Below are 23669 nucleotides of genomic sequence, written 5' to 3'. Positions count from 1 at the left end.
CCTCCTACCAAAGCGGCCAAGCGCGACCGACAATCTGCTCGCGCTTAACGGCATTCCAATAACGGGAGTCGAAACTCGTTGCGGCCTCACCGGAAAACCAATACTCGTTTTCTTGCAGCGTCAATGAGCGGCTAAATTCTGTTTCAGCCACACCAAGACGCTGGGCTAATGCCATGCCGGTAGAGACTTCAGCACCATTCACCAGCACATGCTCAGGCGTCACCTTGACTTCATCCCCTGGCATCCCTGTTAGGCGTTTCAGCATCCGAGTACCGTCGTTATATAACGGAGCGAGTCCTTTTGAGTGGAAGGCATACAGACCATCCTTAACGGGCTCTTTATTCCATAAGTCAATCAGATATACCGTGGTATCAGGAAGGCAGCGCTCTTGCTGGGTATCAATACCTATTCGGTAGCGCATCATGGCATAGGTGCCTACCAAGGCCATGATTAACGCAAGAATGGTCAGCCGGATGAGATATGGCCGCCAAGGCATTCTTTTACGGAGTATCTGCATGAGACACCTCCTTTGAGCCTACTGGCACGAAAACAGAATCATCAGCGCCAACCACCGCTTGGGCATCCAGCACGATAAAACCGGCTGCTTTTAACTTTTCAATTTGCTGATTGGTCTGAAGCAACCTGGATTCGATGTCTTGTTCGCTGGCATTAGGACCCAGTGACAACACCGCATCCCCAAAATCCACGACTGCAATGGGCGTACTTAACGCCAACTGGCTGTGGATGGGTTCGAGTGTTTTCATTAAAAGCCAGCTGGTCATTAAACCGCTACCAGCAATAGACAAAGTAATAGAGGCCATAAATGGCCAAAGCGTGGTCTTATTCATCTAAATCCCGCGAGAAACCCCGTCCTTCTAGGGCGAGGAGGGATAGCGGTTGCTCCGAAGGAGCAAAAACTACCCGATTGGTTAATGTTAATATTTACTTTCACAAAAACAACTGTATTCTTGTGAACTATGAAAGAGATCGCTATTAAACAACGCTTTTACCCAACGACTGAACAGGCTCAATTGCTTGCGCAGACTTTCGGCTGTGTGCGTTTCGTTTATAACGCGATCCTTAAATGGCGTACCGACGCTTTCTACAACGAAAGCAAAAAGGTTAACTACAACACGGCAAGCTCTAAGCTGACCGAACTCAAGAAGCAAACTGAGTTTGAATGGCTTAACAGCGTGTCGTGTGTACCGCTCCAACAATCTTTGCGCCATCAACAAACTGCGTTTAAGAACTTCTTTGAAGGAAGGGCGAAGTATCCAGCCTTTAAGAAGAAGCGCAGCAAGCAAAGCGCAGAATTCACGAAGTCGGAGTTTAAGTTCAAAGATGGCAATATCTACATTGCCAAGTCCAAACAGCCGCTTGATATTCGCTGGTCGCGTGAACTTCCTAGCGAACCAACTACCGTCACTATCTCGAAAGACAGTGCAGGCCGCTACTTCGTGTCTATGCTTTGCCGCTTCGAGCCTAAACCACTGCCTGTTACCAAAAAGACAACGGGTATTGATTTGGGTTTGACCGACCTTGTGATTACCGCTGACGGGTTTAAATCTGGCAATCCCCGCCATACTGCAAAGTACGAGAAGAAATTGGCTCAGGCGCAACGCCGCCTTTCCAAGAAGAAGAAAGGAACTGCCAACTTCCACAAAGCCAGAATCAAAGTTGCTCGCATTCAGGCGAAGATTGCCGACTGCCGCCGCGACTTTACCCACAAACTCACCACTACGTTGATAAACGAAAACCAAGTGATTAGCTGTGAGAGTTTGAGCGTTAAAAACATGGTCAAGAATCCGCGACTTGCTAAGGCCATTGGTGACGCCAATTGGGGCGAAATGGTTAGGCAGCTTGAGTACAAAGCAGAATGGCGCGGCAGAACACTTGTCCAGATTGACAAGTGGTATCCGTCTAGTAAGCGTTGTAATTGCTGTGGTCACGTAGTTGATTCTCTACCGTTACATATAAGGCATTGGACTTGTCCAGCGTGTGAAGCGCGCTTAGACCGTGATACCAATGCCGCTATTAATATCAAAGCCGCTGGGCAAGCGGTGTTAGCTTGTGGAGCGTAAGTAAGTCCCGATTGTTCTAATGAACTTCGGGCATAACGCCTTGAAACAAGAATCCCCTTCCTTTAGGGAGGGGAGCAGTCAAAGCCTCGCTCCTTCAACAACTGAGAGATGGCATCAGCAACAGAAAGGCCTTTGCGCGTTAACTGTTTAATCGCGTTTACATCTTCTGCACGGGACGAGTACAACAGCTTGTGAAACGGATCGACGATAAGGCGGCCAATCCCGGTGCCCATCTCGGTAATAAAGAAAATCTCGGAATAGACACCCGTGACGGTATGAACCGTTTTCAGGTATTCGTAGCCGCCTTCACCTAATGGCAAACGGCCTTCTTTTTTGAGCGCGTTGATGGTTTCGGCTTTTTGGCCAAGCAGGTACATATTGGCCGAGTTTTCAGCGATGGCTTTACCTGTAGGGCTGTCGTATAAATCGTTGACCGACTGCGTTACTGTTACAGCACTGCCGCCATATTTTCGAAATCGACGGTAACCCGTCTCGATAAACTTACCGACATCACCTTGAGTCAGCAGATCCCAGGCTTCGTCAATGAACACAATCTTGCGACGATCCCGCTCACCTAAGTACATCTCCTGTTGGATTTGGTAGATAAGCTGAAGCAACACCACTTGTTGCAGATGCTTACGCCCCTTGAGCTCTTCTAACTCCAGAACGGTGAATCGGTTTTTGAAGCGAATATTGTTGTGACCATTAAAGAAGCGGCCATATTCGCCCTGTGTCGTAAACGGATAGAGCTGCTCACCCACGTCCTGCACACGTCGGTCTTCATGATTTTTTAAAGCCTCTGCCACATCATCAACCAACATGGCACGACCTTTTTTCTCCCACAGTTCACGGGTCTGACGTTTTAGGTTGGCCATCTGAAAATCGGTTAATGACTGCGTAGGTGCGGCCATTGCGGCCAATAACCCAACCAGTACATCCGCTTCTTCGTCATAGTCCTCAACGATTTCAAACGGGTTTAAGCAAATGCCACTGTCCCGCCCGAACTGTAAGAACTCACCATCATAGACTTCACACAGCTTTTCATAAGAGCGGCCAACATCAATTACCCAGCATTGCCCGCCTTCAGATAAGTAGGAGGAGATGATTTCGTTCACCAGGAATGACTTGCCCGATCCCGATTGCGCCGCGATGCAACAGTTGTAATTACTGCCCGAGTCATAAAGGGACACACTCATGATCTGGCCATTGCGGGAAACAAAGTTAATCACTGGCGTGCCCGTGCCTTTCCAATCTGCAAACAAAGGCAACAGTGGGATCACATGTCGTGTCGCCATGGTCTTAAATCGAAACAAGTCGTTCATCGCCTGGCGGTCGGCACCAAATGGCAAGGCATTCAGGAAAATGGGCAAACAGAAGTACTTGTCTTCCATCAGCTCAAACCCGAGTTCTTTGAAATAAGTTCGAGCATTTGAAACAGAGCTGATGGACGCCTCTTCCGTCGGGGAAAACAGCGTTAAGGTCATATTTGCCCGAATAGGACGATCACCTTCTTGCAAGGCTTCAAAAAGAACATCAAACCCCTTTTTCTTGGCTGCCAGCACCGGCACAAACTTGAGCATCGGGCCATAAGCCTGATTGACCGCCCATTGACGCTTCGTCTCTAAACGAGATCGCATCGCCTCGGCTGAAGGAAAGTGAATGGTGACATTTAGCAAAAAGCTGCCGCGTAAGCCGCGACTGCCCGTCATCATATCGCCCGCAAAACTTGCGGCATGACCAAACCAGATCCGCTCAGGCAAGCGCTTAAACGATAAGGTTTTAACTCGGTAATCACCCAGCATCAGACCTTGGCTATCCACCTTGATAGCTCGGTCATAATCCAACACTTGCTCTCGAAGTGGTTTATCTGCCTCACTGCGGATTGGAGATGGATTACGCCAAGAAGCATCTTTTCCCCAGTTAAGTTGCGCACTTAATGCCGCGAGCCAATTTCGGTCAGTCATCTCAGTGACGCGAAAACCAACCGTTGCCAACGCCTGAGAGAAAGAAGCTCGAAGCGCGGATGCTCGACTCAACTCACGCTCCGTCGGTATAGGACTTTCCAAAGGCAATTTGCAGGTGACGATCAGTTGAAAGTTGCGTACCTGAGTCTGGGTCGATTCTTCTATCGATTGAACCGTGCCCCCATCGAGGAAATCCGCACGTTTGCGTATCGACGCCCTAAGCAATGGATCGGATTGACGATGCCGTAAGCCCATCATGCGCTGAAGGTCGGTTTGAATATCAGGCGAGGCGTACAGGCCAAATTGCAGCAAAGTGTCTTTTGGCCAGTCGTTGTTGAGTAGAACATTAACCCTGTCTGCAACAGACTCATCACCACCAGGCAATGGGTCACATAGAAAACCAAAGCCAACACTCTGGTCTTCCATGAAAAACAGTTGCTCATCGTCGGAATAGGCCAATACTGGCAAGAGCTCTGAAGCGCGTTGCCCTGAATACAGAGAGGCTTTCATTAACGCCCCTCCAACCAAGCAGAAAGATCATAAGGACGGCCTCGGCTGATGCGACCATCATTGGCGACGATGAAAGGCACACCTTGAATGCCCAGGATTTGAGCCGTCACCAAGGTACGCTGCATTGGTTCTAAGTTGCAGGCATCATCCTGTTCTAGGTTACCAATCCGGCCATTCAGCAATGCATCGGTGGCCGCTTTTTTGTCACGCGCACAGCCAAGCTGGCGAACCTGACGCTCTGAATCAGGACCAAGCACTGGCACAGGGAGTATTTGGAAGGTGTATTCTTTGGTTAACGGTAAAGCTTGTTTCAAAAGCTCATGGCAGTGCGGGCATCGTGGGTCAACAAAGACCACCACTTTCTTTTTGCCTTCACCCAGCGTCAGTGGATTCAAATCATCCATTTTTAGGCCAAGACGACCTAAGTCCAGCGTGTTCCCCGCTTCACGAATTTCTTCAAGGCTGGTAAGCGGCTTTTTGGACCAGGCATCATAGAGCGTGCCATCAATGACGAACCGGCCACTGTCTGACATGAAAACAATACGGCCATTGCTTTCGACCGCTTTCATACCCGTGACAGGTAAAGAAACCATGCCGTCAATTTTGCCAACGGGCGACACTTCAGACACAGGTTCAGCTTGAACCAAAGGAGACAGCGCAAGCGCCAGAATGATTGGAGATAGTTTTCGCATGAGGAGTCCTCGTTAATGTAAATCGAGGCTCCAGTCTATGCAGTTGTCCTATGTGGACTCGGTTAGATAGATTGAAGAAATCGCAATCTAACTAGGGGGCTTATAGCTCGTTGAGGTTTGTTATAAACGAATTACTCGGCGTTTGCGTTAACAAGCCAATCATCAAGCACTTGCTTCAATTTATCTAATTGCTCTTGGTGTTTTGCTTGATTCTTTGCCAATTTGTTAATGTTCTGCAATTTCCAACGAATCGCTGGCAAGTCTGCTGCATTAGGATAGTCAAACAATGCCCAGTCAGGTTGCCCTCTTTTGAATGACATAAGGAAAGCATGATCTCTTTCTGTGAAATGTTTTTGCAGTTCAATTAACATCATGGGCCTAACAGAGGCTAAGTCTTCGCATTCAACTTTTTCAAAAGTCATTCCGTCAAATTCTGCCTGAAATTTCTCATTCAGAGGCTGCCAGTTTGGCGACATGACTTCATTAATAGGCCGAGGATGACTTAATGTATAGGTTAAAAAACCCACTAAAATCTCTCTCGAAACCCCTTCACTGCCAAGTAACATACGCACATCAAATAAGTCGCGAGGATGTTGGCGATCCATTGCAGCACACAATTTCCCACCATACAGATCGGGAAGACTGACTACCTGAATCTCAGCATAACCAAACTCGTATTCAACAGACTCTTGAACTGCCATTATTTCTGCACTATGCAATGTACCTCTGGCGACGGGCGACACTTCAATTTTGATCGTCGCAACCGGACTTGATACAACTATTCTCAGTTCATCAGCTTTATTATCCTGAAATGCCGCTCTGATATCTGGTTGAGTATTGATTCTGTCTGTAATGCGCTGCAATGCAGCCCTGACATTAATCAAAGCCTCATCTCTTGGTTCAAGTGGAAGATAAGCAAGATCAATATCTACAGATAACCGAGGAAAATCTCTCACAAATAAATTAATGGCGGTGCCACCTTTAAGTGCAAAAACCGTCTCTGTTGCTACCACAGGCAGCATTCTTATGAGCAAAGAAACCTGTTTGTAATATGGGCTATCTTTATCCATTATGTTGTTCACCTTTTTTGACGCTTAATATCTCTGGCACTGTGATTTGATATCGCTCATCAAAACGTCCTTTTTCGACAACCTGCCGCTTTCCTGCCCCCAATTTAATTCTTGTTTCATCTATGCGATTGACCCACTGGTGATCGTAGTATCGACCCAGAAATAGAAATATTCGGTTTGCCTGAACAGAGCTGCTTCGTTCAAGAATATCTTGTACTTTTCTAGGGCTAAGATTGACTAAACCCTGAAATAATTCTGCGACATGCTCAAATGAAATCAGCTTTCCAATCGCATCTACCACTTCATAGGCAGCAAGTTCTGCACAGCTGACAGTGAGTTCTTTCTCTTTAACCGTGATCCTTTTCAAATCTTTCTCGGGATTCACTTCAAGCTTATGGTTTCCACAGTAAAACCAATTCTGATAAGGGAATTCACGAAACCATTTCGGTAAGGACGACTTGTTTTTAACGCAAATCCAAACTTGCTCTTTGTTCAGCTGTAAATAGTGACTCAGTCCTTGGTGAGTTAAGCTGCTCAATCCAGCCAAATGAACTGAAACGCCCAATTGCACATCTAATGCTTGAATGGCATCAACCCAAGTTGGCTTTATATCGCCCCGCGCATCTGGACGATAATACACGCCAGAACATAGCTTCTTTAGCCAACCGTTCTGCGCGTACTTTTGAGCCAAGGAATAGCTCACACCGTTTTCAGTCAGCCATTGCTGAAGTACTAGCGCACCAGGAGAAGTATGAGCAACAAGCCAGTTTATCTTAGATGACATTTTAACACCCAAAGTATGAATATCACAAACAGTATAAACCATATAGTTTATTGTGACAGTGATTTTAACACTTTAGGTATTAATATACCAAATACTGTAAACCAAGCCCGCTAATGCGGCGTTGTTGAAATGAAAAGGTCTACACAACATCACCAATAACCCGATGTTGTGTAGACCTAGTTTGATTACCTTAAGTGAACTGCCTACTATGGCTCACATTCAGGTGCCCAGTAAAACGGCGCTGATTGCTGGAACAGTTGTGCCAATAACTTCTTGAGTGCTGGCAACAACAGGTAAGGTTGCAGACATAACACTTTCAACGACGGTTGGCGTATTGTAGAGACCCATACCGCCACCAATGCCCAAGGCAAAAGCCATCAAGCTTTGGCGGGCGATACCGCCCACAATACCCACCAGTACCATGGCTCCCGCTACGATCCGTCCCAAAGTACCTTGGGTCCAATCTTTTAGGGTATCCCACACATCAGTGAAAGCATCACCACCGGTGCCCGCAAATGAGGGCTCCGAAATCATTAACGCCATCAAACCAAGCGCACTAATGGTCATTAGGCGCTGAGTTTGAATGGTGCGAACTGCATTTGTCATTCGTTAGTTTCTCCGTAGATACTCAAGTTATCGCGCTTACCATCAGCTCCCGCTGAGGTTGAATCGCTCTGAGTCTGAAGTGGACGTAGCACAGGCGAAACCATTCGAGGTGCTGACACCCCAATATCCCACCGGCGCGGTTCAATTTCGGTAAACACGTAGCTGGATAAATTCAGATCTCCACGGTCATCCTCCCAAGGCGCAATCCAAATCCGCATTACCCTTGAAGGAATGCGAATAGGTGCAGATTGCTGCGTCTCAGGTAATGCTGGATGGCTCAGCAGTCCTGTCTCTAAATCAGATTGTGAATACCCAGAGGGAGAACCAATTCGAGTCGCCACAGCATCAATCGTCTTGGGTGCAGCGCCATTACTGGTCAGCTCATAGACTTCACGAGCGGATAAACAGCGCACACCGTCAGGCATACCTGGGCATCCATATTCACTACTCCCAAGACCCAATGAACTACAGCCAGACAATAAGGTTGAGCCGACTGCCAATAAAAGTAATCCAGCTTTAGACCACTGTTTTGACTGGTGCTTTGGGTTGTTCTGCATTGATGTCGTCATGGTTAACTCTCCTCTGGATACACATCTTATTGTCTGAAACGGACTTCGATCGGTTAGCAACATGCAGGATTTTTTCATCTTCTTGCACCTCCCCCTTGCGAAGTGGCCAACGACAACGAGGCACCACGAGTGACTATGACTTCAATTTTCCTGGCAGCGTCTACCTCTATGACTGGGAACATATTTTCAGCCATGTCCAAATAGAACTTGGCCACTCGATCCAATGCTTTACCTGTGCCTTTAATCGCAGCGCCTTGTAATGCTTCTTGGCTCATGACTTGCTGGTACAGCTGAGTATCACCGGCATTACCCGTCTGAATCGTTGGTACAGGATTCACATCAAATGCGCCTGCCAAGCCCTGTAGGAATCCGGCCATCATCGATTTAGCCACCAGTTGGCCTTGTTTCGACACTAATCGGCCACGAATACCGGCTTTGCCGTCTTCACCTACGGCATAAGAATCCAGTCGTGTTTCAATGACGCCGCCATCTTCTCTCACACATGAAATGGTCTCGCCTCGCAAATAGGCACGCTCAGAGCTCAAATCACCGTAACCTGCGGCGATCAAGAAACACTCTTTGATATCCGCTCTAAATCGGTTGGGTAAAATGGCTTCCTTTTGAATCCTCAGCAATGCAGGAAAAGGTTCACGTCTTGCAGACTCGTGAGTAGGTGCATCCAAACCCGTGATCAAAGTACCTGAGATGATGCTGCCCGCCGGTAAATACAAAGGCGGCGCTTCTTGCACTACAACTTCTGGCTCGACAACCACTTCAGGCTCAATCATACGAATCGTGATTGGCGGCAATGGAACATCTCGTGCTCGTGTACCTTGGCCATTGGCTGGCTGCTGATAGAGCGGATCAGGCAGCGGCGCATTGGCAAAATAGTCGTCTGGGTTAGACGGCAGTGGCTTTTCTTCTTTAGGCAATTCCATGGCAGATAAAGGCACTTCAAAACGGCTATTTGTGCCTTCAGCTACTGAATCACCTCCAGCGCGAACATCATCAAGCTCCGCTCTAAGCCGAGCCAACTCCGCATTGACCTCACTTGGTATTGAAGGCGAACCTGGGCTTAGCCGTCCTGAATCGACGTCACGACGCAAGCGCTCAACTTCACGACGTAACTGTTCATTGCGCTCACTGAGTAGTTTTACGTTCGCAGCCAAACTATCGACCCCAACATCACGAGTATTGGTATCCGTAAGAATGTGCCGGATCGTTTCCTGTCGGTTCCGACTGCTTGAGCCATCGTCAGGATTAGGTGAAAACACCATCACCATAAGGATGAGACCACCAGCAATACCGGCAACCGATAGGCCCCGCTTCATGTTCGGGCTCATTTGTTCCCATTGTGCTTTCATCGTTATTCACCTCCCACAAGAAGCGAAGGTCGCTGACTTTCCACCGCTTCTTCACGATGATTGCGAACAACCACATACAACTCAGTCTTTTCACCCGGCAACAAGATATTGCGAGGCCAGTAGGCGCTTGCCACTATATCTGGTGCATGACAGGCTATTTCACTGGCTTCTATCGGCTCATCGGCAAAGCTTTCAACCAGTCCTACATAGACGGTGAAGTAATGTCCCGTCACAATTTGCCCCTGCTTAAAACCAAACTTTAAGCCAGGCTGAAAACATTTCGGGCTTGTGTCAGTTTGGCCAGCTAAACGGATGTCATAGCCTTGTGGTAACTCATTTAGTGCAAGGCTTCTGAGTAAATCACGTAAGCTATCGACGTATGGCTGAGCCGTTTCCCAAGTGGCGGCTTTGCGGTTCACGACGCCCTTGATAGGCCACTGCTGACCATCAATAGCTAAGGTAATTTCACGCGGTGGAATACGACGAGGGACTAAGGTGACAGATAACGCGGGCGCTTCCTGACCAGGCGGAGTGATGTAGAGTGAAACCGGTGATTCTTTGTCCGTGGCCACATATACAACATTCCCCTTAATTTGCGTCTGAGCATCACTGGTTGTTCTCACCTGAGGCGATTCAAACGGCGTCACAATTCGATTCAGATGACCAAGTGCTACAGGGATCAGTTCATTAACCCCCGGTGTCATCAGTAGCGTTGTTGGCGTATCCGTTGAAACCGTATTGCTTTGAACCGGTGGATTTGCAGTAGCAGACTGCTTCATCACACTGGCTGGCACAATTGGCAATTCCACGTCTGCATACGACGCTTGAGATAACAGGACGCCACTCAAGCTCATTGCGATTAAGCTTGGTGTCATCCATCGACTAATTTTGGTTCGCATCATTCACCCTCCGGCTTTGCTCTTGGGTCAACTTTTCACGAACTCGCTTCGTTCTAGCTTGCCCCTCATACGTATCCATCCAACTGAGCTTTGGACGGTATTGCTCAATATCGATGTCAAACTCATAGGTGCGAGTTTGGCGCTGTTCATCTCCAGATGGTCCAGAGACCAAGGAATAACCGGTCACAAAGACATGGCCGGTTTCATACTCATACTCCACTTGTCTGGGTTGGAATTTGAGCGTGACTCGGTCTTCACGGATCTGTCTTGCCTGAATCTCCAGTGCATCGACCACTTGCTGGTACACCGCAGGTGAAAGCAGCGGCTCGATAGCAACCCGGATAAAAGACACATTGCCCGGCGTCACGTTGCCCATAAGCTCAGCTAGGTAGAGCCCCCAGGATTCCAAGTAAGGCTGAGTAGCCTGGTTTCGTGACACTTCAGCCGTTTCAGACAAGGTTGGCGGTTGAATGGCTACCACGGTATTGCGAGAAAATGCCGCAAGCAGCAAGTTAGATAGCACCAGCACTGCAATCAGAAACCGTTGCCATCGGTTCTCTAATTGCGTGCCTTGCCATGATTTTAAAAACACGTCGAACTTCACGGCAGATAGCTCCTGATAAATGGGTTAGGGATCGTCTTGGCTTTGGTTGGCAACAGTCCAGCCCAGTAGATGGCGTGAAGAATAAAACCATCTGGGCGACCATCACGAAAACGCCGATAGAGCTTGGTTGTTACCAACCCCAACAGGCATAAAACCAAGGCATTACCGGTAAAAATGCCGATCACTAGCCCCAACAGAATGGGAGCCATCTCGTCGGCACTCCAAAGCAGGAAGTGCGGCGGGTCATCGATATAGGACGGAATACTCACAGGTTCCATAGTCACTCCTCGTTGTTTGAATTGAGAAGTGAAGGATGCCTTGGGATTGGCAGGTTCAGTGGTCAGCTAGATGCCGAATTCTTGAAGGTTTTGAGGGTTCTACTCAGACAATACTAACAATTGATCTTTTTGATGCGGTTGATATGATGGGGATATTGGTCGTGTCGAGACCAGCTGCCCACTTTAGCAAACCCGGACGGGACGACATGCATATCAAATTTATTTTTTGCTTAGGTTTTTTCTGCGACCTCGGCAGTGGGCACCGTATTCGCTAATAGGAGAAACTCAATGCAAATTACTAAAATCATTTCCTCTGCCACGGTTGAACGTTTAAAGCAAAAAGCACGAAAGCTTAAACGTGAACAATCCATTACACACACTGAAGCACTCGATGAAATTGCAGTATCTGCTGGTTTTAATCATTGGCATCAGGTTGTACAAGCTAATGACGTACTGAAACCATCAGAGGTGGCATTATCTTCTGGATGTGTCATGGCTTTTGATGTCAAAGATGGTATGGATGTCGATACCAGTGATGGGATCTTAATTGAAGACCACTTCTTGGAGACGCTTACTGAAAAGCAGCTATTCGAAATTTATGCCAATTCCCCTGATGAGGACGATGAGCAAAACAGGCCACTAAAAGAAACGCTATCGGATTCAGAGCTTCATGAGTATTTTCGAGATTATTGCTCATTCATGTACTTTCGTCTTGCCGAGCCTCATGCAAACAAACCGCTGAAAGAAGTATTGGCTCTTATACGACAGTACTCGTTTTGGATGCCGCAATATATTTGGCTTCAAGGTCACCTTATTGATACTTATCATTTGCCAGCGGAAGACGAGAATGGCAATGCAGTAGGCGTAAGGTTTTAGCTCTACAAGATGAGGCCCAACTGGCCTCATATCTTCTTCTGCAAGTGACTTAACGCCAACCCCGCCATCAATGCCAAACCGATGATCAGCGACGGTAACACCACCGGTGGAATAGCCAGCGGGGCGAACAATCCCATAAACAGCAAAATGACACCTGAGCCCAGGATAATCATGCTGTAGCGGTGAATGATTGGGCTCGAAAAATCAAAGGTTGTCTTCTTAATCTTCCAGGTCATCAAGCCGTCCCACAACGCCGGTAACATGAGAATAAGCGCAAAGGGCAACCAGACCATCAGCAAAGCAAATCGAGTGAACACTTGGTACAACACATCAAAAAATGCCTGAATACGGTCTTCTACCCACACAAACCAAAAGCCTCCCATGTTCTCCATCCCTTTAGAGCGCAGTCGTTGCTCTTCAGTGGGGATTAGAAAATCACGCACAGATTGCTCCATCTGTGTATCCACAATCCATGACTGATACCAGCCATGGCTAGTTTGACCAATCCAATAGCTTGTTTGTGCGCCCAATTGGTTTTGAATCATCTGCTTCTCTTTATTAATAACCCGGCCAGTCCAATCACCGGGCACTAACACGCCAATGGCAATAATCTCCAGCATCAGTGCCAGACACAGCAGCCAAACCGACTTATGCTTGCTCATGCCAAACATCCTCTTCTACTCGCGCCAGCATGGCTGCAACGGTTGGCGTCATAATCCGGGCTTTAATCACTTGTTGAAGCCGCTTTGTCGTCGTATGACCACTGACATAACGCACATCGATGCGTCCTTCAGCCAGATACCCCATTCGATTTGGACGATTACGAATCCAGGTGTGGAAATACACACCATCTACGGCGGCCCACTCGAAATGGTCAGGATCACGCAGGCGAATCCCCGTTAAAGCACTGGCGGCAGTCCAGGTCAGTGCCTCAATGAAATGCCACAGGCGTACACTGTCATCATCACAACTGACTTCTTCATAACTGCCCAAGCCATTACACAGACACAAATCAAAGATGGAATGGCCATCTAACGTGAACGCATCCGTTAAGTAGTCCGCCAAGCAATACACCGAGGCCAAAGCATGAGGCCAGTCGGTTTCAAGCAGTCTTAAGGTTTCCTTGAACTGGGGGTTATGTTGCTGCCACTGAGCGAGCATTTCTTTACTGGTAAGTGTTGTCATTTTCAGACAGACAGAATGATGCATACAGACTCCTTATGCTGCCTGTGTAGAGCTGGTTAAAATAGGAATTCGACCTTTGATCACGCGGCCACCTGAAAGCTTGGCGATGTACTCCAGGTTGGGAAGCTGGCCTAATAACTGCGGTGGAAACATATCGCCTTCTTCCTCCATCAAGCGTTCGCCATGATTGCCGGTAAATAACGCGGGGCTGTCCGAGTTGGACGACATACCTTGAGTTTGCATGATGTACTGCAACCGAGTCTTTGGCAGATTGTCAGTAATGTACTGCTGAGTTTCGGCATCCATCACCCGAAGAGCTATCAGGTTGTTGATGTTACCTAACACCTGGCGAGCCTTAGCTTCACTGCCTGTACGAGCTGCAAAGTCAGCAAAGGTCTGAGTAGCAATCACACAACGCATTTTTGCGCCACGGCCTTTGTTGAGCAGTTGAATGAAGGGATCGTTGACGACTTCAGCCGCCTCATCGATGAAGATATTTACGGGACGATTTTCAACACCATAGTTATAGCGGTCACCGGCCACGGCGGTGAGATCGGATAAAAGCAACGAACCAATGGCGCTGCCAACCATGGCGTCGGTCAATGAATCCAAGCCGATATACGCCACTTGGGCATTGTTGATAATACGGCCAGAATCCGTAATTATCCGGCTGTCATCCACATCGTTTGCAATCGGTGATAGCAGTGGGCCAAGGTCACTTGATGTGAGCATATTGAGCACCGGCATCAATGAGGCCACCATCTTGGAATAGTGGGTTCTGTCATGCTCAAACATACTCAAAAGGCCTTCCAAATCGGTATTGGCGGCAACGGGCTGAATGCGTTCGTAGTAAAAAAGCAGCATCGCCATAGCTTGTTTAGCTAATGTGTTGGCTTTTTCGGTAAAGCGCTTGATCTCCACACTAAAGTTCGGATACACCTGCTCACCCCAAGCCGTGACGGCTTTTACTACCAAACCTTCTGGACCGCCTTCCAAGAATCGTCTCAGTGTTTTCAGATCAGGACGTTGTGACGTAAGCAACAAACCTTGCACTATGTTATTCAGTGCCATTTGGCCAAAGGCTTTAAATGGATCAGCACCGGTTTCAGATGGGATTAATGCCGCAATTCGGCTGGCGATTTCAGTACCCCGATTAAAGTTTCTAAGGGGATTAAGACGTACTGAATGCTCAGGAAAACCCGGATGAAAATACACAAAGCGCTCAGGACTACCGGCGGCAATACAGGCTCGCTGCGCATTATCCTTAAGTTCCTTGTCTCCCTTGGGGTCAATAATAATCACGGCTTCATTGCGTAAAATGGCCTGAGTGATCATCGCATCAAAGCATCGGGTTTTTCCGGCACCGGTCGTTCCGACAATTAAGGTATGCCCCTCAGTGTGACCAACTGGCTGGTAAACATCTTCTTCTTTGGGCTCAACACCATGAATCCAGGTCGAACCCATTTGGCTATTCTTTCGATAAGAGGCGTGACCTTGGTTAAGCAAGGTTTGCTTATCCCGCTTTAAGATTTCATAAGCGCGTTGAGCATGACGTTGATCCCACTCAAAGCCATATCCTAACCACAATTCATCAGGATGTTTTGCCATCACCTTTTGCAAATGCGACAGCTCCATAAAAGCCAAAGGTTTGCCTTTTAGCCCCTTCTGCAACTTATAAAGACGGTAAGCCTCAGGCAGGCGATACAACGCCATGCCCGAGGAAATCCCTGTCATCCACCAAAATGGCTCAGGTGGTAACTCTGTCAGCATTTCTGCGGCAATTGCCCCAGTTGCCCCAACCAGCCAACCTGCTGCTGCCATGGCTTCATAGTTCGTGCGCCAGGGCATCTCATATGCATTTTCTTTCATTCATGCTCCGCAAAATAACCGTTTGCAATCCGATTCATTTCAAATGGATTAACGTTCAGCGTGAGCGGTAAACAGAACCGTTTCCCCCTCATCAAACTGGCATTGGTCACTGGCCGAGATCCCCCGAAGCAATTGCCCGGCTGGAATGCCATGCTCCTTGGCGACTTGGCGTAAGGTTTGAATCGTGACGCGAATACCATCGGCACTATGATCCACGTCTGGGTAATCGCCATCGGTCAGTAAGATGGGCAAATCTTTCACAAAATTAACCATCTGTTGCCGCTGCGCGTGTTTGAGGTCTGTACTTGAGTTCGCATTGGGCCCAATCGGCTTTTGCTTACGCTCCGCTCTTGTGGCGGGCTCTTTTACTTGGGCATTAGTTGTCTTAGTTCGACTCGGACGCTGTAAAGCCTCTTCGTTCTGAATTGCTGTCGCCGGTTCTGTGTCTTGTTTGGAGATGTCTATCAGTGCAATTAGCCTTTTAGAAATCGATACCTTCAGAAGTAACCCTTGCTCCTGAACGCCATCATTCGTAGTCACAGTTCTGGCCTTACGAGTCGGGTTTGCGGGATCTAATTCAAGCCAATCTAATCGACTGAGTTCAGCAAGCAGTTTTCGGGGAGCACACCAATGTCTTACGGCATCGGGATAGCGGATCAGTATCTGTTCATCAACCATAACCAACGCACTACTGGCCTCTGGGAGCCATGCCAAAGATTCAGGCAGATTCAATGCTTCTGCATCGTGCTGGTTTACGTTATTTGAGATAGCGCCATCATATGAGTTGTTAGGCTTTTCACATCCATCACCTGGAACGTTTTCAGTTGCCTGAAGGTGATTAACATCACTGGCAAGACGAAGTTCATCATCTTGTTCGGACGAGTTTGTCGATGGCGACTCAGACGAATTGCCGTGTTCGATTGATGATGACGCGTCAGGCAAGCCTGGCTGCTCACTGGAGCGACTCTGTGGCTCTGCTTGTGTTTGCTGTGTTGCTTCCCACTCAGATTTGCTAAACAGTCTCACGCTACTTGGTACATTCGAGCTGAACAATAAATCGGCCTCAACTATATGTAGCATAGCTAACCAGATTGGCTTGTCGTCTTTGATCAGCACTTCAGGGGCAAGGCTTTCATATCGCTCATTCGAGGCGGATTTAGTGGCCAATCCTCGCTCAATAAGGATGTCCGCAAGGGTATCGGGATCTCTTGGAATGCCAGGTATCTTGTCTTTGGCCAACAGCTCAATGATGTCCTTAGCCGCGCTTTTCCAAACCAGGTAAAGATGGGTTGATTGATTCGATTTTCGTATCCAAACTCTGGCATCTCGCTGATTGACTAACCACTGGGAACTGGCAAGTAATCGCCTCATGGCATCAAGTAGATAGCGTTCGACTGGGACACCAAGGGCATTGTCGTCAACGGAAATTCGTTGAGCTTTCAGGTCTCGCTGGACACTGGTTTGGTCGGCTTCAATGACCAATTTAGACAGGACATGCTCGGGATCGGTATTGCCAATTGCCTCCAGCATGGCTTGCAAAATCTCAGGGCCTGGCTGGGTTAACCAGGCGAGCAACTCTGGTGTCATCACCCGGTTTAACACCAGAATTGAAAATTGCTCGTGCCGCTTGCACCGTCCGTCGCGCCAGCGAATGAAATAGCGTTCAATGCTGCTATTTGTGGTCCACTGGGATAATGTTTCTAAAAAAGGGTTCCACTGATAGCGTCCATCTTCGTCAGTGATGGACAAGTCTGAAACGGGCTTACCAATATCATGGAACAAACCGCCTAATGCCGCCGCAACACGCCACCTTGGCTCTAGCTCTTTTTTCTCAACCGGTGTGCCACTGGCAACAAAGATGATCCCTTCAGCTGCTTGTGCCGCCCAGAAAGCAACTTCCAACGAGTGACGTAATAAACCACCAGCGCCACTGTGATGATGATGCTCAGACGCTGGCAGCAAGTGAACATAGGCCGCCAGATGATCAATGCAGGGCTGAATCAACCGTTGAAAATCACGCTGGTTAAAGCCAAGTACCTGGCGCAGTTTGGCAATTAGCTCGTCTTGTGTGGACTGCAAATCCTCGGGTGATGCAGCTGGTAACCCCTTGAGAAATGGGGGGTAGCGTGGAATGTCTGTTTCCAGTTGAGATGACAGCTCTGGTTGAGATGACAGCTCTGGTAGTGCTTTGGTTTGAAAAAATAGGTTTTTGAACATAGTGAACCTCCAACACGATAGTGTGAAGGTTCATAAAATCACCGGCGGTGAATTAGATAAAAGAAATCCAGATCTATTGACACACAGATATTTTGGTTAACAATGCCGCTGACTTTGTAAACTAACTAGTTACTCGGCTTCTGCTCGGCGCTCTATAAACTTCCGACTCTCCATCGTCTTTTAGATCTATTTCGTATCGACGCCTGTCTAGGACTTCCAAAAATCCCATAATCTGCGAGCTGTCTAAGTTAATCTTCCCATCAACTATATTTGTAACAACATTAGTCTTTTCGCAGTAACGTTCTAGTTTATCTTGACTGATGTTTATTGCTTCTGATTGGGATTTAATGGAAGCAATATATCTTGCAGCTCTCGGGTGGTTTTGCGCATACTGAGATATACTATCAAAGTTAACGAAATCAATTTCACTCGCAATACTCGCAATGTTGGCTGGAACTGCATCCATAATTGCCTTCTGAAGTTGAGCTGTAAACTCTAGGCCACTAGGGCGGAGAATGTGTATTAAATCATTCTGAATAATAAAATCGAAGTCATTATCCAATTTAAAAACAGTTTCCTCTAACGACTTTAAAGTATTATCAACATACTGAACCAGCCTATGCCTTTTCTTTATTAAAGTTTTAAACTGAGTTGAACGACGTACAGCTGTTATTCTCTGTTGGTTGTTATCAGTGAGCTTTACAAAGTACGCGAAACATTGATTGATATTGTCAAAAGCACTGCAATCTTCTGGTACATTTTCGGACTCATGAAGAGTTTTAAGCTCTTGTACCAATGGGTCATTGATTGAAAAGGTAAGATATTCAATAGACGCATATTTTTCTGATGGCTGATACGTAGCCATACTGCTCGCCTTATCCTGCATCTGTGTCTTTGTAAAACTAACCATTTCAACTAATGACTTCTGTACGACTTCATCAACAGGAACAAACACAAAACCTCGATTGGGACTATCCAGACCAAGACCAAACTCAGTTATATTTACATTTTCAAAATCAAAGTTAATAGGCATTATTCATCCTCTAAAAATACCGTTTGGCTAAGCCTGTAAGCTGAAATTTTCTCTCCTTTGACAATATGAGAGCGCTTTGTGATTAATACGACAGGAATTCTGCCACTAATAGAGTTATTTTCTGTATCAGGTTTCAACGTATATACCCTGAACCCCTTCATGGCCCAAAAAATGTTCATATAATGCATATTCAGATGCCAAAACAGAAATACAATGAACGTTATTGCCGCCACATGACCCGCTAAGTCTCTAATACTATCGATATTGACACTATAGAAAGGAAGTAACATAGCAAAAAGGTAAACAAGTAGATGATCTCTGTGATCCTCACAATCGCCAGCGGTCAATTCTCGCCGATCTTTTCTTTTTTTTACTAATCTTACGCGGAACCACAAGAATAAATTTGGCACCGTAATAAAAAAAAGGCAGAAAGAAAGAAAATATACTTCCGAAATACCTTTTATTCCCCACCCCTTAATTGCCCAAAGAATGAATAGTGGGGACATACTGCTCAAGACCATTAGTAGTCTAGCTAGCGACAAACCTTCATTATTTCCTGTCATAAAACCACCCTTAAACCTAAATAAACGCTACTCACCAAAAGAATAGATTCTGTAAAATCTATATCATCGAGCAAGCGAGCGGCGCTTAAATAGATCGTCATTTTTTATATCTGCCCACCCACACCTTTGAATTTTTCAACAAAAGCGGCAATTTTCTGAAAAACCGTTTGCTTCTGGGTTCGGTACTGTGGGTTCAATGGGCTAAGTTTGGGCAGCGCCTCATTCAGTGCTGTGCCATTTTCAGAGGCGTACTCACGTTTGAGTGATGACGCAATATAGCGTTTGGCAGCATCGATATTGAGCTTTTCAGAGGCAATAATGGCATCGGCTTCGCGCTTCTGCTCCGCCTGGGCGAATTTGAAGAAAGCGTCGATAATGCTGGCCTTGTCATTGATCTCATCTAGGTTTGTCTGATTAATAAAATCAACCACCAAGCTCTCTTTCGCTCTATTGCCAAGGCTACCGCGGATCATACGACGAACTTCTTCAATCAAGCCTTCTTTGCTCTTGTTCTTCTTATTGTGATCAAAAATCAGTTCAAGAATGTAATCGAGGTTTATTTCTTGGGATTTAAGCAAATCAATTTCAAAGACCACATCGTCCCAGTCTACCGTTGACTTATCTTTGTCCTGACCTTCTTTATCGCGTCGCAACCAGTCGCGGGTATCGTTGTAGGTAGAGCGATAATCTTGAATAGCACGCTCGCTTGGCATATCGATGGTTTGCATTGCCTCGATGTCAGCATCGTCCAGATAGTACTTTGACTTGAACTCTTCAACAGCTTGTTCATCACTGGTATCTAAGCTTTGCAGCGCTTTTAATCCAGCAAACTCATCGTAGTTTTGTAAAATATTTTCTGCTTTTAGGTATTCACCAAACAGCTTGGCAAATTCTTTTTTATCTTGTTCTTTTTCAATATTTTCTGGGTTTGGAAAACGTTCTTGCAGCTCTTTTACGATATCAACAAAACCTCGACGCGCTTGGCCAGTAGCAATATCGTTAAAGCCTTCCATGTATTCTTTGTAGCTCTTCTCCAACACCACGTTTTTGGTGTTTTTGTCACCAAACAAGGTGATGGCATCAATGGTTGCCTGCTCTAAGTCCCGGAAGGTAACAATATTGCCAAAGGTCTTAGTCGCATCATAAATGCGGTTAGTTCGAGAAAACGCCTGCATCAAGCCGTGATAGCGCAAATTCTTATCAACAAACAAGGTGTTAAGCGTAGGCGCATCAAAGCCCGTTAAAAACATACCGACCACTATGAGTAGATCAATTTCTTGATTCTTAACTCGCTGGGCAAGGTCACGGTAATAATTCTGAAAACCATTACTGTCCACGCCATAGTTAGATTTAAACATGGCGTTGTAATCGTTAATCGCGGCGCTCAAAAACTCTTTTGCGCTGCTGTTCATGGCACTGACTTCAAAACTCTCATCTAAAATATCACCAATGGCGTCCTGCTCTTCATTGGCAGCAAATGAGAAGATAGTCGCAATACGCAGAGGTTTACTTGTAGGTCCATTTTCGGCCTCGGCCTGCAATGTTTTAAAGGTTTCATAGTACGCTTTCGCTGCATCAACACTACTGACCGCAAACATGGCGTTAAACCCTTTGGCACCAGAATAGGCTCGATGCGTTTTCTGGTTAAAATGGTTCAGAATATACTGCGAGATTTCACGAATGCGCATTGGATGTAAGAAAGCTTTCTTGTTCTCCGCCGCACTGAGCTTCTTATCATCCTGCTCAGTCTCAATGCTCTTAAATTGAGGACGAACATCGTTATAGTCCACTTTGAACTTGAGTACTTTTTCATCACGAATGGCGTCAGTGATCACATAAGTGTGCAACTGCTGGCCAAACACGCTGCCCGTGGTTTCAGCACCCAAGGCGTTTTCAGGGAAAATTGGCGTACCAGTAAAGCCAAACTGGTAGTACTTTTTGAATTTCTTTTTCAGGTTTTTCTGCGCTTCACCGAACTGGCTTCGATGACACTCATCAAAAATAAAGACAACCTGCTTGTTGTAGATAGCTAAATCGCTTTCACTTTTGATTAAGTTGTTGAGCTTTTGGATTGTGGTAACAACAATCTTGTTATCGTCTTTATCCAGGTTGCTTTTTAGCCCTGCGGTACTGTCTGAACCGTTCACACTATCAGGTGAGAACCGCTGGTACTCTTTCATGGTCTGATAGTCGAGGTCTTTTCGGTCCACCACAAAAAAGACTTTATCGATACAGTCTAAATCGGTGGCCAAACGTGCCGCTTTAAAGCTAGTGAGTGTTTTTCCTGAACCCGTGGTGTGCCAAATGTACCCGCCGCTCTCGGTGTTGCTCCAATTCTTAGCGTTAAACGCGCTCTTTATCTTCCATAAAATGCGCTCAGTGGCCGCAATCTGGTAGGGGCGCATTACAAGTAAGGTATTGCTGACATCAAATACCGAGTAACGCAAGATCACTTCAAGTAAGGTCTCTTTCTGGAAAAAAGTGGCGGTAAAGTCTTTTAAATCCTTGATCAGCGTATTGTCTGACTTCGCCCAGTTCATCGTGAAGTCGAAGCTGTTTTTGTCGCGCTTAGTGGTATTGGCAAAATAGCGCGTGTCGGTGCCATTCGAGATCACAAACAACTGCAAGAACTTGTACAACGAGTTCTCTGCATTAAAACTTTCTTTGCTGTAGCGATGTATTTGGTTAAACGCCTCACGGATCGCCACACCACGCTTTTTCAGTTCAATTTGCACCAAAGGCAAACCATTGACCAAAATCGTCACATCGTACCGATTGGCATGGCTTCCCGTTTGCTCAAACTGCTTGATCACCTGCACTTTGTTACGCGCAATGGTTTTCTTGTCGAACAGGTAGATGTTTTCTATATGGCCATCATCAAAGACAAAATCGAAGATATAGTCACTGTGCACCTTGCGGGTTTTGTCGAGAATATTGTCGCTGGGTGTGTTCAGATACTGCTCGCAAAAGCGAGTCCACTCGGCATCAGTTAACTCGACCTTATTAAGGGCTTGTAGCTGCTTGCGTACATTCGCCAGCATGGCGTCTGGCGTCGTTAGCGCAGGTAAATACTCATAGCCTTGGTTGCTTAGGTCCTGAATCAGTTCACGCTCTAAATCACTTTCGCTCTGGTAGCCCTCAGCAATTTGGTCTTGTCGTGTATATTTATCTAAAACAATAAAGTTATTCGATTCTGCAATACTTTTATAGTTGGTCATTGTAATTCCTGCTTCTTGAATCCATAAGTGTTTATTAAGTAACCAACCAAGGTTTCTAATTTATCCTTGTCTTTATCTTCTAGATCCGAGATCTCGTCGCCAGCATGAGCAGAGTGGCTGGATAAATTAAGGATTCTATTGGCGAATGGATCTGGCTTTCCGTCTTGAGATTTTTGAAGAAGTGCAGGCCAATAGTTATAACCTAGGAAAGTGGCCATTTTCTCAAGAACATTTCTCAGAAGACTAAAATGATACTTTCTGATTTGTCTGTCATTAATGGCTTTCTGAAGCTCATTTAGAAGGAATAAGTGATAAGAAAACGGCGAGTCTGTCGGTTGTTCAGGTAGTTCAAAATCACCATCAGCCAGCTTTTCTAATCGGTATTTTTGAAATTCCTTATTTGGCTTATAGATTGGTTTGAAAGTACCATCGGCCTGCTTTTGATAAGCCTTATTATTGAGCTCATTGCAGAGCACATTATAAAAAAGGGGACTATGCGTTGTTATGATAAATTTTAAGTCTGACGTACTAGACTTGATCAAACCTGCTAAATCAACCGCTAATTCAATTAAATGACTATCATCCAATGAACTCACTGGATCATCAATAAATACGTATTCTAAAGCATCAAACTTATCAGTAATTCTATTAGTAACATCTGGCTCATTAAGGGTGGAAACAACTTGTTGTAAAAGAGTGTACATAACACTCCATACAAAGTTACTTTCCTCACCTTTTGAAATTTTTATTACTTCGTATTTACCCTGAACGACATTTTCGACACCATCAGTCGCGGCAGTACCTGGCTCATAGTTGACAGGTTCATTTGCGGCGACTTGAAAAGTGACCTCAGAAAACGCAGGTATCGTTACTTCCTTTTCATCAATTTTAGCTTTGTATTTTTCATTGAATATTGGAGTAGCTTTGCTACCCGTATAACGTTGAAAGTTTGTAGCGATGTTGCCGTCTTCGCCCAACTCTTTTAACAAGTCTATCAACCAACCCGTAAAAGTATTTGGTTGTATTTTTAACTTTGGCCTTGAATCTACTTTTAAATCGTTATCCCAATAAAACAGGTCTTCCGTAAAGGCGTTGTAGTACAGAAACTTATCACGAGTTTTCTCACCATCTTCTTCACTATCATTGTTTTGTGTAGAAGGAACAATTTCCTCCTTAAAAGCTCGTGATAAACGCGTTTTACCTGTGCCATTAAAGGCATAGATCAACTGTACCTTTTTATTCTTGCTGATTAAGTCGTTAGCTATGTCCTTTAGTTCCTTACCCATA

The 23669-nt window shown here is 46.1% G+C and carries 22 protein-coding genes; 2 read left to right on the top strand and 20 right to left on the bottom strand.

Annotation, left to right across the window (positions count from 1 at the left end):
* Nucleotides 1–4: 4 nt before the first annotated feature.
* A complete protein-coding gene (locus tag KQP93_RS04235) occupies nucleotides 5–517 on the bottom strand; it encodes a S26 family signal peptidase (RefSeq protein WP_169666767.1) in 513 nt (170 codons plus the stop codon).
* Entirely contained in the window at nucleotides 501–848 is a 348-nt protein-coding gene (locus KQP93_RS04230) for a hypothetical protein (protein ID WP_008305502.1), read from the bottom strand. Before KQP93_RS04230 ends, KQP93_RS04235 begins: the two co-directional genes overlap by 17 nt.
* 129 nt (nucleotides 849–977) lie before the next feature.
* Here KQP93_RS04230 and KQP93_RS04225 point away from each other — a divergent pair, with 129 nt between their 5' ends.
* The gene (locus KQP93_RS04225) at nucleotides 978–2081 is read left to right on the top strand and encodes an RNA-guided endonuclease InsQ/TnpB family protein (RefSeq protein WP_217876007.1); all 1104 of its coding nucleotides are present in this window, start codon (nucleotides 978–980) and stop codon (nucleotides 2079–2081) included.
* Between the two features lie 62 nt (nucleotides 2082–2143).
* Here KQP93_RS04225 and traC read toward each other — a convergent pair whose 3' ends face one another.
* The 10 genes from traC to traL all read right to left on the bottom strand — a co-directional run bounded on the left by traC (nucleotide 2144) and on the right by traL (nucleotide 11421).
* Nucleotides 2144–4555, bottom strand: a complete 2412-nt coding sequence (gene traC, locus KQP93_RS04220) for a type IV secretion system protein TraC (protein WP_008844786.1) — start codon at nucleotides 4553–4555, stop codon at nucleotides 2144–2146.
* Nucleotides 4555–5247: a DsbC family protein gene (locus KQP93_RS04215; protein WP_008305510.1), complete on the bottom strand. Its 693-nt coding sequence runs from the start codon at nucleotides 5245–5247 to the stop codon at nucleotides 4555–4557. The genes traC and KQP93_RS04215 overlap by 1 nt, the downstream gene beginning before the upstream one ends.
* Nucleotides 5248–5378: 131 nt before the next feature.
* Nucleotides 5379–6317 carry a nucleotidyl transferase AbiEii/AbiGii toxin family protein gene (locus tag KQP93_RS04210; RefSeq protein WP_217876006.1) on the bottom strand — a complete coding sequence of 313 codons (939 nt, stop codon included), beginning with the start codon at nucleotides 6315–6317 and terminating at the stop codon, nucleotides 5379–5381.
* Nucleotides 6310–7101: a type IV toxin-antitoxin system AbiEi family antitoxin gene (locus tag KQP93_RS04205; protein WP_008844784.1), complete on the bottom strand. Its 792-nt coding sequence runs from the start codon at nucleotides 7099–7101 to the stop codon at nucleotides 6310–6312. The genes KQP93_RS04210 and KQP93_RS04205 overlap by 8 nt, the downstream gene beginning before the upstream one ends.
* Before the next feature lie 219 nt (nucleotides 7102–7320).
* Nucleotides 7321–7707: a TraA family conjugative transfer protein gene (gene traA, locus KQP93_RS04200; protein ID WP_048608546.1), complete on the bottom strand. Its 387-nt coding sequence runs from the start codon at nucleotides 7705–7707 to the stop codon at nucleotides 7321–7323.
* Nucleotides 7704–8276, bottom strand: a complete 573-nt coding sequence (traV, locus tag KQP93_RS04195) for a type IV conjugative transfer system lipoprotein TraV (protein WP_139175592.1) — start codon at nucleotides 8274–8276, stop codon at nucleotides 7704–7706. The genes traA and traV overlap by 4 nt, the downstream gene beginning before the upstream one ends.
* Nucleotides 8277–8350: 74 nt before the next feature.
* The gene (locus KQP93_RS04190) at nucleotides 8351–9640 is read right to left on the bottom strand and encodes a TraB/VirB10 family protein (protein WP_217876004.1); all 1290 of its coding nucleotides are present in this window, start codon (nucleotides 9638–9640) and stop codon (nucleotides 8351–8353) included.
* Between the two features lie 2 nt (nucleotides 9641–9642).
* Complete coding sequence (locus KQP93_RS04185) at nucleotides 9643–10539, bottom strand: TraK domain-containing protein (protein WP_180826067.1); 897 nt, start codon at nucleotides 10537–10539, stop codon at nucleotides 9643–9645.
* Nucleotides 10523–11143 (bottom strand): TraE/TraK family type IV conjugative transfer system protein, encoded by a 621-nt coding sequence (locus tag KQP93_RS04180; protein WP_008844781.1) that lies wholly within the window; start codon nucleotides 11141–11143, stop codon nucleotides 10523–10525. Before KQP93_RS04180 ends, KQP93_RS04185 begins: the two co-directional genes overlap by 17 nt.
* Entirely contained in the window at nucleotides 11140–11421 is a 282-nt protein-coding gene (traL, locus tag KQP93_RS04175; protein ID WP_000433891.1) for a type IV conjugative transfer system protein TraL, read from the bottom strand. Before traL ends, KQP93_RS04180 begins: the two co-directional genes overlap by 4 nt.
* A gap of 288 nt (nucleotides 11422–11709) precedes the next feature.
* On the opposite strand from traL, the gene KQP93_RS04170 reads away from it, so the two are divergent.
* Nucleotides 11710–12297 carry a plasmid-related protein gene (locus KQP93_RS04170; RefSeq protein ID WP_217876003.1) on the top strand — a complete coding sequence of 196 codons (588 nt, stop codon included), beginning with the start codon at nucleotides 11710–11712 and terminating at the stop codon, nucleotides 12295–12297.
* 26 nt (nucleotides 12298–12323) lie between these two features.
* On the opposite strand, the gene KQP93_RS04165 is transcribed toward KQP93_RS04170, so the two are convergent.
* From KQP93_RS04165 to KQP93_RS04130, 8 genes are all read right to left on the bottom strand, one after another.
* On the bottom strand, nucleotides 12324–12959 hold the full coding sequence (locus KQP93_RS04165) for a DUF4400 domain-containing protein (protein WP_025611033.1): 636 nt from the start codon (nucleotides 12957–12959) through the stop codon (nucleotides 12324–12326).
* Entirely contained in the window at nucleotides 12946–13506 is a 561-nt protein-coding gene (locus KQP93_RS04160; protein WP_217876002.1) for a conjugative transfer protein, read from the bottom strand. The genes KQP93_RS04165 and KQP93_RS04160 overlap by 14 nt, the downstream gene beginning before the upstream one ends.
* 9 nt (nucleotides 13507–13515) lie before the next feature.
* A complete protein-coding gene (traD, locus tag KQP93_RS04155; protein ID WP_217876001.1) occupies nucleotides 13516–15351 on the bottom strand; it encodes a conjugative transfer system coupling protein TraD in 1836 nt (611 codons plus the stop codon).
* Nucleotides 15352–15399: 48 nt separating this feature from the next.
* Entirely contained in the window at nucleotides 15400–17568 is a 2169-nt protein-coding gene (gene mobH, locus KQP93_RS04150) for a MobH family relaxase (protein ID WP_217875993.1), read from the bottom strand.
* A gap of 121 nt (nucleotides 17569–17689) precedes the next feature.
* Nucleotides 17690–18601, bottom strand: coding sequence for a Kiwa anti-phage protein KwaB-like domain-containing protein (locus tag KQP93_RS04145; protein ID WP_008305532.1), 912 nt, complete (start codon nucleotides 18599–18601; stop codon nucleotides 17690–17692).
* Nucleotides 18601–19164: a hypothetical protein gene (locus tag KQP93_RS04140; RefSeq protein WP_032479280.1), complete on the bottom strand. Its 564-nt coding sequence runs from the start codon at nucleotides 19162–19164 to the stop codon at nucleotides 18601–18603. The genes KQP93_RS04145 and KQP93_RS04140 overlap by 1 nt, the downstream gene beginning before the upstream one ends.
* A 104-nt stretch (nucleotides 19165–19268) precedes the next feature.
* Nucleotides 19269–22382 carry an HsdR family type I site-specific deoxyribonuclease gene (locus KQP93_RS04135; RefSeq protein ID WP_217875986.1) on the bottom strand — a complete coding sequence of 1038 codons (3114 nt, stop codon included), beginning with the start codon at nucleotides 22380–22382 and terminating at the stop codon, nucleotides 19269–19271.
* A complete protein-coding gene (locus KQP93_RS04130; protein WP_140591457.1) occupies nucleotides 22379–23668 on the bottom strand; it encodes an anticodon nuclease in 1290 nt (429 codons plus the stop codon). Before KQP93_RS04130 ends, KQP93_RS04135 begins: the two co-directional genes overlap by 4 nt.
* Between the last annotated feature and the right edge of the window lies 1 nt (nucleotide 23669).

The organism is Pseudoalteromonas shioyasakiensis (assembly GCF_019134595.1).
In the GTDB taxonomy this organism is placed as follows: Bacteria; Pseudomonadota; Gammaproteobacteria; order Enterobacterales; family Alteromonadaceae; genus Pseudoalteromonas; species Pseudoalteromonas shioyasakiensis_A.
This window is presented reverse-complemented; position numbering and strand designations above follow the sequence as displayed.

What these genes read in the sequence shown, in the direction of transcription:
- KQP93_RS04165 (WP_025611033.1), bottom strand. Translation starts at nt 12,959, where the DNA reads ATGAGCAAGCATAAGTCGGTTTGGCTGCTGTGTCTGGCACTGATGCTG.
- KQP93_RS04215 (WP_008305510.1), bottom strand. Translation starts at nt 5,247, where the DNA reads ATGCGAAAACTATCTCCAATCATTCTGGCGCTTGCGCTGTCTCCTTTG.
- KQP93_RS04185 (WP_180826067.1), bottom strand. Translation starts at nt 10,539, where the DNA reads ATGCGAACCAAAATTAGTCGATGGATGACACCAAGCTTAATCGCAATG.
- traC (WP_008844786.1), bottom strand. Translation starts at nt 4,555, where the DNA reads ATGAAAGCCTCTCTGTATTCAGGGCAACGCGCTTCAGAGCTCTTGCCA.
- traD (WP_217876001.1), bottom strand. Translation starts at nt 15,351, where the DNA reads ATGAAAGAAAATGCATATGAGATGCCCTGGCGCACGAACTATGAAGCC.
- KQP93_RS04130 (WP_140591457.1), bottom strand. Translation starts at nt 23,668, where the DNA reads ATGGGTAAGGAACTAAAGGACATAGCTAACGACTTAATCAGCAAGAAT.
- traV (WP_139175592.1), bottom strand. Translation starts at nt 8,276, where the DNA reads ATGACGACATCAATGCAGAACAACCCAAAGCACCAGTCAAAACAGTGG.
- KQP93_RS04190 (WP_217876004.1), bottom strand. Translation starts at nt 9,640, where the DNA reads ATGAAAGCACAATGGGAACAAATGAGCCCGAACATGAAGCGGGGCCTA.
- KQP93_RS04145 (WP_008305532.1), bottom strand. Translation starts at nt 18,601, where the DNA reads ATGCCTATTAACTTTGATTTTGAAAATGTAAATATAACTGAGTTTGGT.
- KQP93_RS04230 (WP_008305502.1), bottom strand. Translation starts at nt 848, where the DNA reads ATGAATAAGACCACGCTTTGGCCATTTATGGCCTCTATTACTTTGTCT.
- KQP93_RS04205 (WP_008844784.1), bottom strand. Translation starts at nt 7,101, where the DNA reads ATGTCATCTAAGATAAACTGGCTTGTTGCTCATACTTCTCCTGGTGCG.
- KQP93_RS04170 (WP_217876003.1), top strand. Translation starts at nt 11,710, where the DNA reads ATGCAAATTACTAAAATCATTTCCTCTGCCACGGTTGAACGTTTAAAG.
- traA (WP_048608546.1), bottom strand. Translation starts at nt 7,707, where the DNA reads ATGACAAATGCAGTTCGCACCATTCAAACTCAGCGCCTAATGACCATT.
- traL (WP_000433891.1), bottom strand. Translation starts at nt 11,421, where the DNA reads ATGGAACCTGTGAGTATTCCGTCCTATATCGATGACCCGCCGCACTTC.
- KQP93_RS04225 (WP_217876007.1), top strand. Translation starts at nt 978, where the DNA reads ATGAAAGAGATCGCTATTAAACAACGCTTTTACCCAACGACTGAACAG.
- KQP93_RS04160 (WP_217876002.1), bottom strand. Translation starts at nt 13,506, where the DNA reads ATGCATCATTCTGTCTGTCTGAAAATGACAACACTTACCAGTAAAGAA.
- KQP93_RS04135 (WP_217875986.1), bottom strand. Translation starts at nt 22,382, where the DNA reads ATGACCAACTATAAAAGTATTGCAGAATCGAATAACTTTATTGTTTTA.
- KQP93_RS04210 (WP_217876006.1), bottom strand. Translation starts at nt 6,317, where the DNA reads ATGGATAAAGATAGCCCATATTACAAACAGGTTTCTTTGCTCATAAGA.
- KQP93_RS04235 (WP_169666767.1), bottom strand. Translation starts at nt 517, where the DNA reads ATGCAGATACTCCGTAAAAGAATGCCTTGGCGGCCATATCTCATCCGG.
- mobH (WP_217875993.1), bottom strand. Translation starts at nt 17,568, where the DNA reads ATGTTCAAAAACCTATTTTTTCAAACCAAAGCACTACCAGAGCTGTCA.
- KQP93_RS04140 (WP_032479280.1), bottom strand. Translation starts at nt 19,164, where the DNA reads ATGACAGGAAATAATGAAGGTTTGTCGCTAGCTAGACTACTAATGGTC.